This window comes from Methyloversatilis sp. (genome assembly GCF_965284615.1).
Classification (GTDB): Bacteria; Pseudomonadota; Gammaproteobacteria; order Burkholderiales; family Rhodocyclaceae; genus Methyloversatilis.
On the sequence record NZ_OZ260098.1, the window covers coordinates 2,001,583 to 2,016,273 of the forward strand.

Here is a 14,691-nt window from a genome sequence, read left to right on the forward strand (position 1 = left end):
TCCGTGCGCAGGGCGCGCTGCCGGCGTTCAAATCGGTCGGACGTGAAATCGTGCGACCCGGATCATGGTGCTGTGCACGATAATGCATTTCCTGCCATTCCGGAGTCGCGACACATGTCCCGCATCACCCTGAGCCAGTTCCTGATCCAGCAACAGCGCGACGGCGAGCGCATCTGCGCCGAGCTGCGCTTCCTGGTCGAAGTCGTCGCCCGCGCGGTCAAGGCGATCGGCAACGCAGTCGGCAAGGGCGGCCTGACCAATTCGCTCGGCGAGGCCGGTGGCGAGAACGTGCAGGGCGAGGTGCAGAAGAAACTGGACGTGATCGCCAACGAAATCCTGCTGGAAGCGAACGAGTGGGGCGGTCATCTGGCGGCGATGGCGTCGGAGGAGATGGACCTGCCGCACCAGATTCCGAACCGTTACCCGAAGGGCGAATTCCTGCTGCTGTTCGATCCGCTGGACGGCTCGTCCAACATCGACGTGAATATTTCGGTCGGCACCATCTTTTCGGTGCTGCGCTGCCCGGAACTGAATGGCAGCGTCGAGCCGGTCGATGAGAAGGCCTTCCTGCAACCCGGCACCCAGCAACTGGTAGCCGGCTATGCCGTGTACGGCGCGGCCACCCAGCTGGTGCTGACCGTGGGCAACGGCGTGCACGCATTTACGCTGGACCGCGAGACCGGCAGTTTCGTCATGACCACCGAAAACATGCGCGTGCCGGAAGACACCAAGGAATACGCGATCAACGCGTCGAACGCGCGCTGGTGGGAAGCGCCGGTCAAGCGCTACATCGACGAGCTGATCGCCGGCAAGAGCGGTCCGCGCGGCAAGGATTTCAACATGCGCTGGGTCGGTTCGATGGTGGCGGACGTGCACCGCATCCTGACCCGCGGCGGCATTTTCATGTATCCGAAGGACACCAAGGACTCGACCAAGCCGGGCAAGCTGCGCCTGATGTACGAGGCCAATCCGATGGCGATGCTGATCGAGCAGGCGGGCGGCGCGGCGACCACGGGTTACCAGCGCATCCTCGACGTCCAGCCTGAAAAGCTGCACCAGCGTGTGCCGGTCATTCTGGGGTCGAAGAATGAAGTCGAGCGCGTGACCGGCTATCACGCCGTCTGAAGGAAGCGTGCGATGCCGGCGGCCGCGACGCGGCCACTGGCCATGCTGGCGGTGAGCAGGTAGCCGCCGGTCGGCGCCTCCCAGTCCAGCATTTCGCCAGCGCAGAACACGCCGGGCAGCGCCTTCAGCATCAGTCCGTCGTCCAGCGCCTCCAGCCGCACGCCACCCGCCGTGCTGATGGCCTCGGCCACCGGCCGTGTGCGCCACAGGCGCAGCGGCAGCGCCTTCAGCGTCGCCGCCAGGCGTGACGGGTCGGCCATCGCGGCTTTGTCTAGCACCTCGTGCACCAGCCCTAGCTTGACGCCGCCCAGGCCGAGGCGGCTGGCGAGATGCGAGCTGAGCGAACGCGAGCCCCGCGGGCGGCGGATTTCATCGAGTACGCGTGCCGCGTCGTGCGCTGGCAGCAGGTCGAGCGCAATGTCGCAGTGACCGTCGCGTTCGATGCGCTCGCGCAGCGCGGCCGATAGCGCGTAGATCAGGCTGCCTTCCAGGCCGTGCGCGCTGACCAGGCACTCGCCGCGTCGTTCGATCGGCGTCTCGTCCATGCCGTCGAAGCGGATGACGACGTTCTTCAGCGGTGCGCCGGCGTGGCGCTCGGCGAAGTGCGTGCTCCAATCGATGTCGAAGCCGCAGTTGGCGGCACGCAGTGGCGCGAGTGCGACGCCGCGTGCGTCGAGCAGCGGCATCCAGGTCCCGTCGGAGCCAAGTTGCGGCCAGCTGGCGCCGCCGAGGGCAAGCAGTGTGGCGCGCGCGTTAACCTGCCGCTCGCCGTCTGGCGTGACGAAGGTCAGTGCGCCGGCGTCGTTCCATCCGGTCCAGCGCTGGCGCATGTGAAAGCGCACGCCAGCTGCGCGCAGCCGCGTCAGCCACGCGCGCAGCAGTGGTGCCGCCTTCATGTCGGTCGGAAACACCCGCCCGGAACTGCCGACGAAGGTGTCGATGCCGAGACCCGCGCACCAGTGACGCAGCGCGGCCGCATCAAATTCGGCCAGCCAGTGGCCGACTTCGGCGCGGCGTTCGCGGTAACGCGTAACGAACAGATCGGCGGCTTCGGCGTGCGTCAGATTGAGGCCGCCCTTGCCGGCGAGCAGGAATTTGCGGCCGACTGAGGCCTTGGCGTCGTAAAGATCGACCGCGATGCCGCGCGCCGACAGCACTTCGGCCGCCATCAGCCCGGCCGGTCCGCCGCCGACGATGGCGACCTGAGCGGCGCTGGACGGTGCGGGCATCAGTCCGGTGTCTGCACCAGCCGCAGCGCACTATCGTCGCTGCGTAGGCGGTAGGGGCTCGGTGGAAGCGGCGGCTCGGGCACTTCGGCCTGCTTCTTCAGCGCCTCGTAGCGGCCGGCAACCTTGGGCACGTAGGCGCGGGTTTCCGCGTAGGGCGGCACACCGCCGTACTTTCTGACCGCGCCAGCGCCGGCGTTGTAGGCGGACAGCACCAGTTCGATGTCGCCGAAGTCATCCAGCAGGTCGCGCAGGTGGCGCGCGCTGGCGCGCAGATTGTCGGCGGGCTTCAGTGCGTCGGATACGCCGTACATGCGGGCGGTGGACGGCATCAGCTGGGCCAGACCGAGCGCACCTTTGGGCGACACCGCGCGCGGGTTATAGGCCGACTCGGCATGGACGACGGCGTGCAGCAGTTCGGGTTCGATGCCGCCAGCCTCGGCCGCCGCCTCAATCTGCGCCGAGAATGGCAGTTTGCCCAGCGCTTCGCGGCGAGCCTGCTTGCGTTCAGCCTCGGAAATGCGCGGCGATTCGGGTTGATGGAGACGATAGTCGGCGCCGCCCTGCAGCCGCAGCTGATAGTCCGCAGTGTCGCCGGCGTGGGCAACGGGCATCAGCAGTGTCGCGAGCAGCATGACGGGCGTGCGCATCAGCCTTCCTTCGAAGTCAGTCGAGTGGCGAACCAGACCGCCAGCGCGATGCCGACGGTGTTGGCGAGCAGATCGTAAAGATCGGCCTCGCGCCCCGGCAACATGAGCTGCCGCCACTCATCGTAACAAGCCAGCGCCAGCGCCAGTCCGGCGCACGCATACAGCCAGCGCCGGCCGGTCGCCAGCCACAATGACAGCGCGATCGCGCCGAAGGTGCCTGCGTGGGCGAGCTTGTCCCAGGGCGACGGAATAAGACCGACCGCCAGCGAGGTTTCGCCGAGACGGATCAGGCTGGCGATCATCGTAAGCGCGAACAGGCCGGCCGCCCACTGCAGATAGGGCTGCAGACGCACAGCCTCAGTACGCATTGCGGTCGCTGAACACGACGGCAACCGTCTTGACGATGATCCAGAGGTCCAGCCCGAGCGACCAGGTACGCAGATATTCGAGGTCGTACTCGATGCGCTTCTGCATCTTGTCCACGGTTTCGGTTTCGCCGCGATAGCCATTCACCTGCGCCCAGCCGGTGATCCCCGGCTTCACCTTGTGACGCACCATGTAACCCTTGATCAGCTTGCGGTAGGTTTCGTTGTGCGACACCGCGTGCGGCCGCGGGCCGACGATGCTCATGCGCCCCTGCAGCACATTGATGAACTGCGGCAGTTCGTCGAGCGAGGTGCGACGCAGGAAGCCGCCGAAGCGGGTGATGCGCTGATCGTTGCGAGTGGCCTGCTTCACCACGCCGCCGTCCTCCTGCACGGTCATCGAGCGGAACTTGTAGACGACGATTTCCTTGCCGTCGAGGCCGTAGCGGCGCTGGCGGAACAGCGCCGGGCCGGGCGAACTCATCTTCACGCCGATCGCGATCGCCAGCAGCAGCGGCGATATCAGCAGCAGGATGATGATGGACAGCACGATGTCGCTCGCGCGCTTGACCAGACCGTTGATGCCGGTGAACGGTGTGTCGCAGACGGCAACCACCGGTACGCCCGCCACGTAGTCCATGCGCCCCTGGATCAGGTCGGTCAGGAAAATGTCCGGTGCGAAGAAGATGCTCACCGTCGTATCTTTGAGGTCGTCGAGCAGCGACAGGATGCGCGGCTGACTGGCCATCGGCAGCGCCAGGTAGATCTGGTCGATGCGGTTCGCCTTCACGTAGGCGGCGAGATCGCGCAGACGACCGAGCAGCGGCAGGCCGTTGAGCTGGGTGATGCGCTCGGGTGCGCGGTCGTCGAAGTAGCCGACGCAGCGCACGCCCAGATAAGGATTGGTTTCGAACTGTTCGGCCAGCGACACACCGATATCGTTGCAGCCGACGATGATGACACGGGTCTGGTTCGCTTCCTGCGCGGCGGCCCGCTGCAGATAGCCGCGGGCGACGAAGTGGGCGACCAGCTGGGTCAGCGGCGCCGCGACCAGCCAGGACACCACGACCTCGTAGGGGAAGTTCTCGATGTACTGACTGGCGTAGCCGAAGAACAGCAGGATGAAGGCGATCAGCAGCCAGCTGATGACGGTCTGCCGGATCACCCGACGCGGCCGCATGCTGAGCAGCGACGAGCCGGGGAAGGACAGCGAAAAGACGACGAGCGACAGCACGACATAGCGCGCGTCGATCGTATCGCCGTAATAGAACGCGCAGGCGATAAGGGACAGGATGAGCGACAGCGGGTCGAGGAACATTTCGACCATGCCGGAAAGGCTCAACGGTGCCCGCAATACGGAAGTGTTACGCTCAAACTTGGCGAGCATCGGGAATGAAACCGGTGAATTCAATGGACTTGGAGACCTGCAGACGACGTGCCGGCTAGAATACCGCAAGCGATTTTGCGCATTTTCACGATTTGCGCGCCGGAAAGAAAAGCGTCACGGCCTGCATTCATACTCTCTTCGATGAACAATAACATCTCAAAATGTTTGCCCTTTGCGCTGTTGTTATTGACCCTGCCACACGCAGGCAGCGCCTGGGCCGACGAGGACGACGCCTTCTCTCTCGTGACCTCGGCTTCGTGGCAGTATCAGGACAACGTGCTCTATCTGCCGGATGGGCAGCGTCCTCCCGCCGTCTTCGGGTTGAATGCGCCGCGGGGCGATCAGAGTTACGTCGCCTCGGTCGGGCTCAACTTCAACAAACGTATTGGTCGGCAGCAGCTTTCTGCGAGTGCATCGCAGATCATGACGCGGTACAACGATCTCAAAACGTTGGACAACGACGGCCACAACGTCCTTGCCTCCTGGAAGTGGGAACTGGGCAACGATCTGTCCGGACAGTTGCGGTACTCGAACCGGCGTTACATGCAGGGCTTCAACGATTTTCGTTCCCTGACACCCGTCAAGAATCTTGTCGATCTGGAGAACTTGCGCTTCGACGCGACATACAAGCTGGATGCGTTCTGGGCCTTGATCGGCGGAGTCTCAAGGGACAGCTTGCGTAATGGTGTGCCGTCGAGACTGGGTAGTGATTACGACATCGATCGCTACGAACTCGGGGCGCGCTACACGACGCGCGGCGGCACCTCTTTCGAGCTGGTGGGTATCGACACGCAAGGCGACTACCCGAACCGCTTACCGACCTCCAACGTCACCAACTCCTACTCGCAGAAGAATCTAGAAGCGAGGATACGTTGGCAGCCGGTAGGGCATTCGCGCCTGTCGGCATCAATCGGGCAGGCGAATCGCAAGCACGACAATCTGCCCGAGCGCGACTATGAGGATGTTTACGGCAGAGTGGGGTGGGAGTGGACGCCGTCCGGCAAATTCGGCGTCAGTTTCCTCGCGGAACGGCAGATCAGCGCGCTTGACGACATCGTGTCGAGTTACTTCCGCACGACGACATACTCGATCGCGCCGATGTGGCAGGCAACGGGCAAGTTGCGGTTCGATGGGCGTGTCCAGTGGCTTTCCCGAGATGCATCTGGCGACAGCTTCTTCTCGACGCTCTCTCCGGCGGAGCAGGCGTTCTATCGGGTGTTCTTCGGCATTGATGGCACTGCGCGTCAGGAAGACATCACAACCTACAGTCTAGGCGCCACCTGGGCCATCCAGCGCAATCTGACGGCGAACGCCGAACTGCGCCACGACTCGCGCGATTCGAACGTTCAGTTCTACCAATACCGCGTACGCAGCGTTTCGATGTCGCTGCAGTACCTGTTCTGAGTCAATACTGCAGCAGCGCGTGGCTATTCCAGCCGCGCGCGGCGAGCAGGGCCGACCCGCCGAGCGCCGGCAGATCGATCAGGAAGCGGAAGCCGACGAGCCGGCCGCCGGCGCGTTCGACCAGTTCGCCGCAGGCCACGGCGGTGCCGCCGGTGGCGATCAGGTCGTCCAGCACCAGCACGCGTGACCCGCTGGCGAAAGCGCCGACGTGCATTTCCAGCCGGTCGCTGCCGTACTCGAGCGCGTAGTTGACGCCCAGCGTCGGGCCCGGCAGCTTGCCGGGCTTGCGAACCGGCACCAGACCGGCGCCCAGTCGCTGTGCCAGCGCACCTGCGAACAGAAAACCGCGTGCCTCGATGGCGGCGACGATGTTGACGCTGGCGGGCTCGATGCTGCGTTCGAGTGCGTCCAGTGCCTGCGTCAGGCCGCGCGCATCGGCCAGCAGCGGTGTGATGTCGCGGAACTGTATGCCCGGCTCAGGAAAATCGGGAATGGTGCGGATCAGCGCGCGCAGCGGCGCGAGGTCGGACGAATGTGTCATGGCGTTTCCTGGAAGGCGGGCAGGCCGAGCCGGGCGCGTCGCTCGTCGCGCGGCAGTGCGGCCAGCTCGCGCATGGTCGCCCATACGGCGGGCATGTCGGGTGGGGCGGCGATCAGTCGCGTGAAGGCCGGTCTGGCTGCAGTGTAGAGGCCGATTGACGCCAGCGTCGCGTTGTTGATGTCCTGCGCGAACCAGCGATCGTAGCCGCGGAAGCCGGCCCAGCGCGTCTCGCGCAGAGCGCGATAATCCGCGCCCAGTTCTTCGAGCAGGCGCGCCTTGCCGGCGTGTTTTTCGGACTCCGCCATATCGCTGCGATAAAGGGTGTCCAGGGCGTCGCGGTAGCGGATCACCAGCGCTGAGAAATCGCTGCGCAGCCGCTGCGCCCGCTCGAACCCTTCGCGCAGCCCTTCCTTGCCGGGGCGCGCCAGCCAGCGGCGCACGCCTTCCACTTCCACCGCGCTGGCGAAGGACTCATTGAATTCGGTGTCGTCGCGCACGTAGACGATCTGGTGCGCCAGTTCATGCACGATGAGACGCACCAGTTCCGTTTCCGGGTAGTGGATGAAGGTGTTCAGCAGCGGATCGTCGAACCAGCCCAGCGTCGAGTAGGCCGGAACGCCGCTCATATGCACGTCCAGCCCCTCGCGCGCCAGTGCGTCGGCGTGGCGGCGTGCGTCGGCTTCGGCGAAGAAGCCGCGATAGCTCACGCAGCCGGCGATGGGGAAGCAGGACTGGCGCGGCTTGACCGACAGCGGCTCGGTGGCAAACACGTTCCAGACGACGAAAGGGCGCCCGAGGTCGGCGTAGCGGCGATAGCTGCCGTTGTCGGGCAGGGCCATCTCGCGGCTGGCCCAGTCGCGGATCTCTGCCGCCAGTGCGAGCTTGTCGCGCAGCGTGTGCGTGCTCGACGGGTCGGCATCGACCTCGGCCAGCGGCCGCGCCAGCCGCCACAGCTCGAACTGGCCGTGTGCCGCCTGCCAGTAGTAGCGTGGCGAGAAGCTGCCGTTGCAGCCGCCGAGCAGCAGCGCCAGGCCGACGATGAGGCCGAGGTGCCGGCGCCGCTCAGCCCGCGTCGCGGTGTCCGGCATAGGGGTCGGCGTAGGCAGGCACGACAGCGGGGGCCGTGTCCAGCGGCGCGTTGTCGATGGTGACCGGTATCCAGCCGCGTACGCTGTTGATGAACCAGACGGCTTGGGCGCGGCCGAGGTCCTCACAGGTGAGCACGCGTTCCGTCAGTTCGCCGCGCTCCACCAGTTCGCGCCTGAGCGTGCCATCGAGCAGGCCGCTGGATACCGGCGGCGTGTACCGGCCGCCATCGATGTCGAGCACCAGGTTGCCGCGCGTGAATTCAGTCAGCTCGCCGGCGTCATTCCACAGCAGCACGTCGAAGGCGCTGCCGGCGACCTGCGACAGGTGGGCGTCGTAAATGCCCCGTCGTGTGGTCTTGTGGTAGAGCAGCGGTTCGGCGCGGGACACCGGTGCCGACGCCAGCCTGACCTTGCGCGGGCTGTTGTCGGGCTCGCCAGCAGCGCTGCTTTCGATACGCAGGCGGCCGTCGGCGGCGCACAGCAGGCGCACGCGCAGACGACCCTGCGGGTGTGCCGCCGCGTGCGCTGCCAGCACCGCCGCCGGATCCTGCGGCGCGGCGAAACCGAAATGGCGTGCCGAGGCGGTGAGTCTGGCGAGGTGGCGGTCGAGCAGTTCGTAGCGGCCATCGACCAGCAGCAGCGTTTCGAACAGTTCGAAGCCATTGCCGGCGCGCGTCAGGAAGCGGCTCTTGGTCTGCACTTCGGCGTACTCGTCGGCGGCGACCGAATCCCAGGTGATGCCGCCGCCCAGACCACACTCCATCCGTCCGCTTGCTGCGTCGAGCGTGACCGTGCGGATGGCGACGTTGAAGCGCGCCGCACCGCCCGGGGCCACGTGACCGATCGCGCCACAGTAGACCGCGCGTGGCGATTTCTCGAGGTCGGCGATGATGTCCATCGACTTCAGCTTCGGCGCGCCAGTGATCGAGCCACACGGGAACAGGGCGGCAAACACGTCGTCCAGCGTCACTTCGGGGCGGGTGCGCGCGGTGATGGTCGAGGTCATCTGCAGCACGGTCGGGTAGTTCTCGATCGAGAACAGGTGCGGCACCCGGACGCCACCCGGCATCGACAGCCGCGACAGGTCGTTGCGCAGCAGGTTGACGATCATCAGATTCTCGGCGCGGTTCTTTTCCGAATCGCGCAGCCAGCGCGCGAGTTCGGCGTCCTCTTCCGGCAATTGGCCGCGCCGTGCGGTGCCCTTCATCGGCCGTGTCGTCAGCACGCCGTCCTGCCATGCGAAGAACAGCTCCGGCGACGCCGACAGGATGTGGTGGGTGCCGATGTCCGCGTAGGCGCAGAACTCGGCCTGCTGCGCCTGTCGCAATTGCTCGTAGTAGGACTGCGCGTCGCCGGAAAAGCGCGCGCGGGCGCGCACCGTGTAATTCATCTGGTAGGCGTCGCCGCGGCGGATGGCGGCGTGGATTGCATCGATCGCCTGTCCGTATTCTTCCCGCCCGGTATCCAGTTCCCATGCCGGCACCTCGAACGGGGTCGGTGCATCAGGGCCGCAGTCGATCGGGGCGTGGTGCAGGCCGAACCACACCAGCGGTACGCTGCATCCGCTGCGCACGCGCGCCGCGCGATCGAAGGCGGGCGCCGCCTCGTAGGCGACGTAGCCGACCGCGTGCAGACCGCCGTGCGTGGCCTCGGCCACGCGACGCAAGGCAGGGCGGACGGCGTCCACGTGGTCCGCGCGAACCACTTCCAGCGGTTCGCCGAACACGAGGCGGCGTGGCAGTCTGTCCGGGGTCGAGAAGTCGAGTATGAATTTCATGGTGTTGCCGGCAGCGGGCCGGTGCTGGCGTGAGCAGTGTTCAGACGACGTGCGGTGCGATGTAGAGCGCGATCACGCGTCGGCCGAGCAGCGTGACAGAGCCGTGGCGGCGGTTGTTCCCGGTGTCGCTGTATTCGAAGGCATAGGTCCGCTTGATGCGCATCTGACCCTCTTCGTCGCGGGCGAGCGAGGTCGAGCGGATGGCTACGGTATCATCGAGCAGCTGGGTGCCTTCCGCATTGCAGGCGGCACGGCTGGCTTCCATACCGGCTTCGCGCGCATTCAGGCTGTCGAGCCAGAACCAGATCAGGCCGCCGATCAGCAGCAGCGACACGAGTTCGAAGGTCGGCATGTCAGTGCTCCGGTTGCGCCATCGGCTGGCGCGCGACGTATCGCGCCAGCTTGCCGTCGATGCGCTCGGCCAGCTGGGCCGCCAGCTGTGCAGGGCTGCGCTCCGGATAAAGGCGGGACAGTACGAGCAGCAGACACAGCAACACGTCGGCGGCTTCGTCGAGTGACGCGTCGGCGGGCAGCGTCTTGTGCGGTTTGTAGCCGCGCTGGACCAGCACGGCCTCCGCCAGTTCGCCGGATTCCTCGGTCAGCTTGCACAGCAGCATCAGCGGATCCATCCGTTCGTGAGTCACGAACACGGACAAGGCCTCGGCAAAGGCGTCGGGAGAGAAAGACATATGTAAGACGATATGAACCGGGAAGCGTGCCCGATTCTATCGTGTGCAAGAGGGTTGGTCGGGGATTGGTCGGCGCGGCCCGCTTTGTCTGCCGCCGGCGGCGGAGCAAGGCATGGCATGCTGCCGTCGCCGCGTGGAGGGCATGCTGCATTACGGAAACATTTCACGCAACGGCGTTGTAACACGCGCCCGATACTGTTCAGCCTTGGTCAGTTGGGCTATCTTGGCCGACGGCCTCATGTCACAAATCAGCAATAATCATTCGGGGAAAACATGCCACATCACGCACGCCGTTCCATCGCCTTGACCGTCATCGCTGCAGCCATCCTGACTGCCTGCGGCGGCGAGGGCGGCGAAAAGAAGACGGCGACTCAGGTTGCCGCAAAGGTTAACGGCGGTGAAGTTTCGGTGCATCAGATCAATCAGGTCATGCAGCGTACCAATGTGGCGAACCCCGAGCAGGCCAAGGCGGCCAGCCGTCAGGTTCTCGAGCGCCTGATCGACCAGGAGCTGCTGGTGCAGCAGGCGGTCGAGAAGAAGCTGGACCGCGATCCGAAGACGCTGCAGGCGATCGAGGCTGCGCGTCGCGAGGTGCTTGCCCGTGCCTACCTCGAGCAGGTGTCCAGCGCTGCGGTCAAGCCGACCGACAGCGAAATCAAGGATTACTACAGCCAGCACCCGGAGCTGTTCTCCGAGCGCCGCATCTTCAATCTGCGTGAGCTGGCCATCGCCGCCGGCCCCGACTTCTTGCCCAAGCTCGAACAGTTCATGTCGCAGCCGCGCAATCTGCAGCAGATCGCCGAATGGCTGCGCAGCGAGAACGTGCGCTTCACCGCCAATGCGGTGACCAAGCCCGCCGAACAACTGCCGCTCGAAATGGTGAAGCGAGTGCACCAGATCAAGGACGGCCAGATCGGCGTGCTCGGCACCTCTAACGGCATTCTGGTGATCGAGGTGGCTGCCTCGCGCAGCGTGCCGGTGACGAGAACGCCGCACGGCCGGTGATCGAGCAGTTCCTGCTGAACCAGCGCAAGGGTGAGCTGGCGCAGTCGGAAGTGAAGAAGCTGCGTGAGAGCGGCAAGATCGAGTACATGGGCGAATTCACTGCGCCTGCGCCGGCAGCTGCTGCACCGGCCGCTGCATCTGCCGCACCGGCTGCTGCGCCTGCCGCCGCTACCGAATCGGCGGTGGACAAGGGACTTTCGGGGCTCAAGTGAGCCTCTCTCGGGACGGCGCTGCGCCGATGCACGGCGCCGTCCTTTCGGACTGATCAACTGGAAACCCCTCGATATGACGAAGTTCGTACGTCTGCTGCTAGGCCTTTGTTTCGGAATGCTGCTGCTGCCGGCCGCCAGTGCCGCCGATGCACGTGAGTACGTGCTCGGTTCGGGCGACATCATCCGCGTCACCGTGTTTCAGAACCCGGACCTGACGGTCGAGACGCGGGTGACCGAGAACGGCAGCATCACCTATCCGCTGATCGGTGGCGTGACGGTCGGCGGTCTGACGCTGCCGGCGACCGAGAAGCTGATCGCCGACAAGCTGCGCGACGGCGGTTTCGTGCTGAAGCCGCAGGTGAACGTGCTGCTGCTGCAGATCCGCGGCAACCAGGTTTCGGTGCTGGGCATGGTGAATCGCCCGGGCCGCTATCCGATCGAGATCGCCAATACCCGGGTTACCGACATGCTGGCTACGGCCGGCGGTGCGTCGGTCAGCGGTGCCGACATCGTGACGCTGGTGGGTACCCGCAACGATAAGCCCTTCCGCGCCGAGATCGACATTCCGGCCTTGTTCCAGCCGGAAGGGATCAATGCGGACATTCCCGTCATGGGGGGCGACATCCTCTACATCCACCGCGCGCCGGTGTTCTACATCTACGGGGAAGTGAATCGTCCGGGTTCCTACCGCCTCGAGCGCGGCATGACGGTAATGCAGGCGCTCGCCCAGGGGGGCGGCATCACGCTGCGCGGCACCGACAAGCGCCTCAAGCTGCATCGCCGCAATGCGGCCGGTGTGGTGGAGGCGATCGAGCCCGACATGTCGATGACGCTGCAGAGCGACGATGTCGTTTACGTGCGCGAAAGTCTTTTCTGATCGGATGATTCCATGACGTTTCAGCAATTCCTGCTCATTCTGCGTGCGCGCTGGCTGGTCGGCCTGGCCGTGCTTCTGGTCGTCGTCGCCACTACGGTGGTGGTCAGTCTGGTGCTGCCCAAGCAATACACTTCGGCTACCTCGGTGCTGATCGACGTGAAGTCGCCCGATCCCATCCTTGGCGTCACGCTGCCGGCGCTGGTGACGCCGGGCTACATGGCGACCCAGGTGGACATCGTCACTTCGGATCGCGTCGCCCAGCGCGTGGTGCGCATGCTTGGTTTTGAGAAGAGCGCGCAGGCGGTCGAACAATGGCGCGAAGCGACCGATGGTCAGGGCTCGATGGACGCCTATTTCGCCGATCTGCTGAAGAAGAAGCTCGACGTTAAGCCGTCGCGCGACTCGAACGTGCTGTCCATCGCGTTCAGCGGCCAGGATCCGGCGTTTTCCGCGGCCGTCGCGAACGCCTTCGCGCAGGCTTACATCGACACCAACCTCGAACTGAAGATCGAACCGGCCAAGCAGTACGCGAACTGGTTCGCTGGCCAGTCCAAGGCACTGCGCGAGAACCTCGAGCAGGCGCAGAGCAAGCTGTCGGCCTTCCAGCAGGAAACCGGCATCGTCAACACGGACGAGCGTCTCGACATCGAGAGCGCGCGCCTTGCCGAGCTCTCCAGCCAGTACACCGCGATCCAGGCGCAGCGCAGCGACAGCTCGTCGCGCCAGGCGCAGGTCAGCCAGTCGCAGATTGAAACGCTGCCCGAAGTGCAGCAGAACTCGCTCATCATCGGCCTGAAGTCGGAACTGGCGCGCGGTGAGTCGAGGCTGAACGAAATGAGCCAGCGCTTCGGCCGCAACCACCCGGAGTACCAGCGCGCCCAGGGCGAGGTCGATACCCTGCGCAGCAAGCTCGACGCCGAAATGAAGAAGGTGGCCAGCACGCTCAGCACCAGCAACCGCGTGAATGTGCAGCGGGAAGCCGAAGTGCGTGCAGCGCTGGCGGCGCAGAAGAACCGCGTGCTCGAACTGAAGAAGCAGCGCGACGACCTGGCCGTCCTGCAGCGCGAGGTCGAGAGCGCGCAGCGCGCCTACGACGCCGTGGCCCAGCGCTTCACCCAGACCAGCCTCGAAAGCCAGACCACGCAGACCAATATCGTCGTGCTGACGCCGGCGATCGCACCGGTCGAGCACTCCAGTCCTAACCTGCTGCTGAACACGCTGGTCGCCATCTTCCTTGGCGTGCTGCTGGCGGTCGGCACCGTGCTGTTGCTTGAACTGCTGGATCAGCGTGTGCGTGGTGACGACGATCTGCATCAACTGCTTGGTGTGCCGGTGCTCGGCCTGATCTCGACCGTCAAGTTCAACAAGGGCGCCAAACGCGCCCGCGCGGCCACCGCCTGAAGGACATCACCATGAACGCACCCACTTCCATCGATACCGGGTCCGGGCGGGCCATCGGCGCCATCCTGATCGACGCTGGCCGGTTGAGCCCGGACGGCGCCGAGCGCATCCTGCGTGCGCAGCGCGAGCGCGGCCTGCGCTTCGGCGACGCGGCGATCTCGCTCGGCCTGCTGAAGGAATCCGACATCCAGTTCGCGCTGTCGCGCCAGTTCGACTACCCATTCCTGCAGGCTGGCGAAAGCGCAGTCAGTGACGAGGTGATCGCGGCCTATCGCCCCTTCACCCACCAGGTCGAAGAGCTGCGCGCGCTGCGCAGTCAGCTCATGCTGCGCTGGTTCGACGCCGAAGCCGAGCGGAAGACGCTGGCCATCGTCAGTCCGGAGCGTGGCGAGGGGCGCAGCTTCATCGCCGCCAATCTGGCCGTCGTGTTCTCCCAGCTGGGCGAGCGCACGCTGCTGATCGACGCCGACATGCGCAACCCGCGTCAGCACACGCTGTTCTCGGTCAGCAACCGGGTCGGTCTGTCGGAAACGCTGGCCGGGCGCGGTGGTCCGGATGCAGTGCAGCGCGTGCCGGCGCTGCTCGACCTGTGCGTGATGCCGGCCGGTGCAGTGCCGCCGAACCCGCAGGAACTGCTGTCGCGACCGGTGTTCAGCCAGTTGCTGGGGCAGTTGTCGAAGGACTTCGACGTCATCCTGATCGACACGCCTGCAGGCGCCGAGTACGCCGACGCGCAGACCATTGCCGTACGCGCGAGCGGTGCGCTGATGGTGGCGCGCAAGAACGTGAGCCGCGCCTCGCGCCTGCGTCGCCTGGCCGACGAACTGATTACCGCCAGCGCGACCGTCGTCGGCTCGGTGATGAACGAGCCCTGATCGTGCCGACTGCGACCAGGGACACACTGCCCCGCGTCATCGTGCTGACACTGAGCTCTCACAGTGCCA

Annotated in this window: 16 protein-coding genes; 7 read left to right on the top strand and 9 right to left on the bottom strand. The window is 65.4% G+C overall.

Annotated elements, in window-relative coordinates:
• Positions 1-114 precede the first annotated feature (114 nt).
• A complete protein-coding gene (locus tag ACQ66H_RS09560) occupies positions 115-1,125 on the top strand; it encodes a class 1 fructose-bisphosphatase (protein WP_430433820.1) in 1,011 nt (336 codons plus the stop codon).
• Here ACQ66H_RS09560 and ACQ66H_RS09565 read toward each other — a convergent pair.
• The 4 genes from ACQ66H_RS09565 to ACQ66H_RS09580 are packed head-to-tail and all read right to left on the bottom strand — an operon-like array spanning position 1,113 to position 4,693.
• A complete protein-coding gene (locus ACQ66H_RS09565) occupies positions 1,113-2,354 on the bottom strand; it encodes a TIGR03862 family flavoprotein (RefSeq protein ID WP_430433821.1) in 1,242 nt (413 codons plus the stop codon). The genes ACQ66H_RS09560 and ACQ66H_RS09565 overlap by 13 nt on opposite strands.
• Positions 2,354-3,001 (bottom strand): lytic transglycosylase domain-containing protein, encoded by a 648-nt coding sequence (locus tag ACQ66H_RS09570; RefSeq protein ID WP_430433822.1) that lies wholly within the window; start codon positions 2,999-3,001, stop codon positions 2,354-2,356. The genes ACQ66H_RS09565 and ACQ66H_RS09570 overlap by 1 nt, the downstream gene beginning before the upstream one ends.
• Positions 3,001-3,369 (bottom strand): VanZ family protein, encoded by a 369-nt coding sequence (locus tag ACQ66H_RS09575; RefSeq protein WP_430433823.1) that lies wholly within the window; start codon positions 3,367-3,369, stop codon positions 3,001-3,003. Before ACQ66H_RS09575 ends, ACQ66H_RS09570 begins: the two co-directional genes overlap by 1 nt.
• Positions 3,359-4,693, bottom strand: a complete 1,335-nt coding sequence (locus ACQ66H_RS09580) for an undecaprenyl-phosphate glucose phosphotransferase (RefSeq protein WP_430433824.1) — start codon at positions 4,691-4,693, stop codon at positions 3,359-3,361. The genes ACQ66H_RS09575 and ACQ66H_RS09580 overlap by 11 nt, the downstream gene beginning before the upstream one ends.
• 201 nt (positions 4,694-4,894) lie before the next feature.
• Here ACQ66H_RS09580 and epsL point away from each other — a divergent pair, with 201 nt between their 5' ends.
• Positions 4,895-6,157 (top strand): XrtB/PEP-CTERM-associated polysaccharide biosynthesis outer membrane protein EpsL, encoded by a 1,263-nt coding sequence (epsL, locus tag ACQ66H_RS09585; protein WP_430433825.1) that lies wholly within the window; start codon positions 4,895-4,897, stop codon positions 6,155-6,157.
• A gap of 1 nt (position 6,158) precedes the next feature.
• Here the strand turns inward: epsL and ACQ66H_RS09590 are convergent, their stop codons facing one another.
• From ACQ66H_RS09590 to ACQ66H_RS09610, 5 genes are read right to left on the bottom strand one after another with little or no spacing between them, the layout of a single operon-like run.
• A complete protein-coding gene (locus ACQ66H_RS09590) occupies positions 6,159-6,698 on the bottom strand; it encodes an adenine phosphoribosyltransferase (RefSeq protein ID WP_430433826.1) in 540 nt (179 codons plus the stop codon).
• Positions 6,695-7,786 (bottom strand): aminopeptidase, encoded by a 1,092-nt coding sequence (locus tag ACQ66H_RS09595; protein WP_430433827.1) that lies wholly within the window; start codon positions 7,784-7,786, stop codon positions 6,695-6,697. Before ACQ66H_RS09595 ends, ACQ66H_RS09590 begins: the two co-directional genes overlap by 4 nt.
• Positions 7,761-9,563, bottom strand: a complete 1,803-nt coding sequence (gene pabB / locus ACQ66H_RS09600) for an aminodeoxychorismate synthase component I (RefSeq protein WP_430433828.1) — start codon at positions 9,561-9,563, stop codon at positions 7,761-7,763. The genes ACQ66H_RS09595 and pabB overlap by 26 nt, the downstream gene beginning before the upstream one ends.
• A 40-nt stretch (positions 9,564-9,603) precedes the next feature.
• Complete coding sequence (locus ACQ66H_RS09605) at positions 9,604-9,915, bottom strand: DUF3301 domain-containing protein (protein ID WP_020164466.1); 312 nt, start codon at positions 9,913-9,915, stop codon at positions 9,604-9,606.
• 1 nt (position 9,916) lies between these two features.
• On the bottom strand, positions 9,917-10,213 hold the full coding sequence (locus ACQ66H_RS09610; protein ID WP_430433829.1) for a hypothetical protein: 297 nt from the start codon (positions 10,211-10,213) through the stop codon (positions 9,917-9,919).
• A gap of 312 nt (positions 10,214-10,525) precedes the next feature.
• Here ACQ66H_RS09610 and ACQ66H_RS09615 point away from each other — a divergent pair, with 312 nt between their 5' ends.
• The 5 genes from ACQ66H_RS09615 (at position 10,526) to epsG (ending at position 14,622) form a co-directional block, all read left to right on the top strand.
• Positions 10,526-11,257: an EpsD family peptidyl-prolyl cis-trans isomerase gene (locus ACQ66H_RS09615; protein ID WP_430433830.1), complete on the top strand. Its 732-nt coding sequence runs from the start codon at positions 10,526-10,528 to the stop codon at positions 11,255-11,257.
• Positions 11,254-11,469 carry a hypothetical protein gene (locus tag ACQ66H_RS09620; protein ID WP_430433831.1) on the top strand — a complete coding sequence of 72 codons (216 nt, stop codon included), beginning with the start codon at positions 11,254-11,256 and terminating at the stop codon, positions 11,467-11,469. The genes ACQ66H_RS09615 and ACQ66H_RS09620 overlap by 4 nt, the downstream gene beginning before the upstream one ends.
• A 73-nt stretch (positions 11,470-11,542) precedes the next feature.
• Positions 11,543-12,346: a polysaccharide export protein EpsE gene (gene epsE / locus ACQ66H_RS09625; protein ID WP_020164469.1), complete on the top strand. Its 804-nt coding sequence runs from the start codon at positions 11,543-11,545 to the stop codon at positions 12,344-12,346.
• Positions 12,347-12,358: 12 nt separating this feature from the next.
• A complete protein-coding gene (epsF, locus tag ACQ66H_RS09630; protein WP_430433832.1) occupies positions 12,359-13,747 on the top strand; it encodes a chain length determinant protein EpsF in 1,389 nt (462 codons plus the stop codon).
• Between the two features lie 11 nt (positions 13,748-13,758).
• On the top strand, positions 13,759-14,622 hold the full coding sequence (gene epsG / locus ACQ66H_RS09635; RefSeq protein WP_019918454.1) for a chain length determinant protein tyrosine kinase EpsG: 864 nt from the start codon (positions 13,759-13,761) through the stop codon (positions 14,620-14,622).
• Positions 14,623-14,691 lie beyond the last annotated feature (69 nt).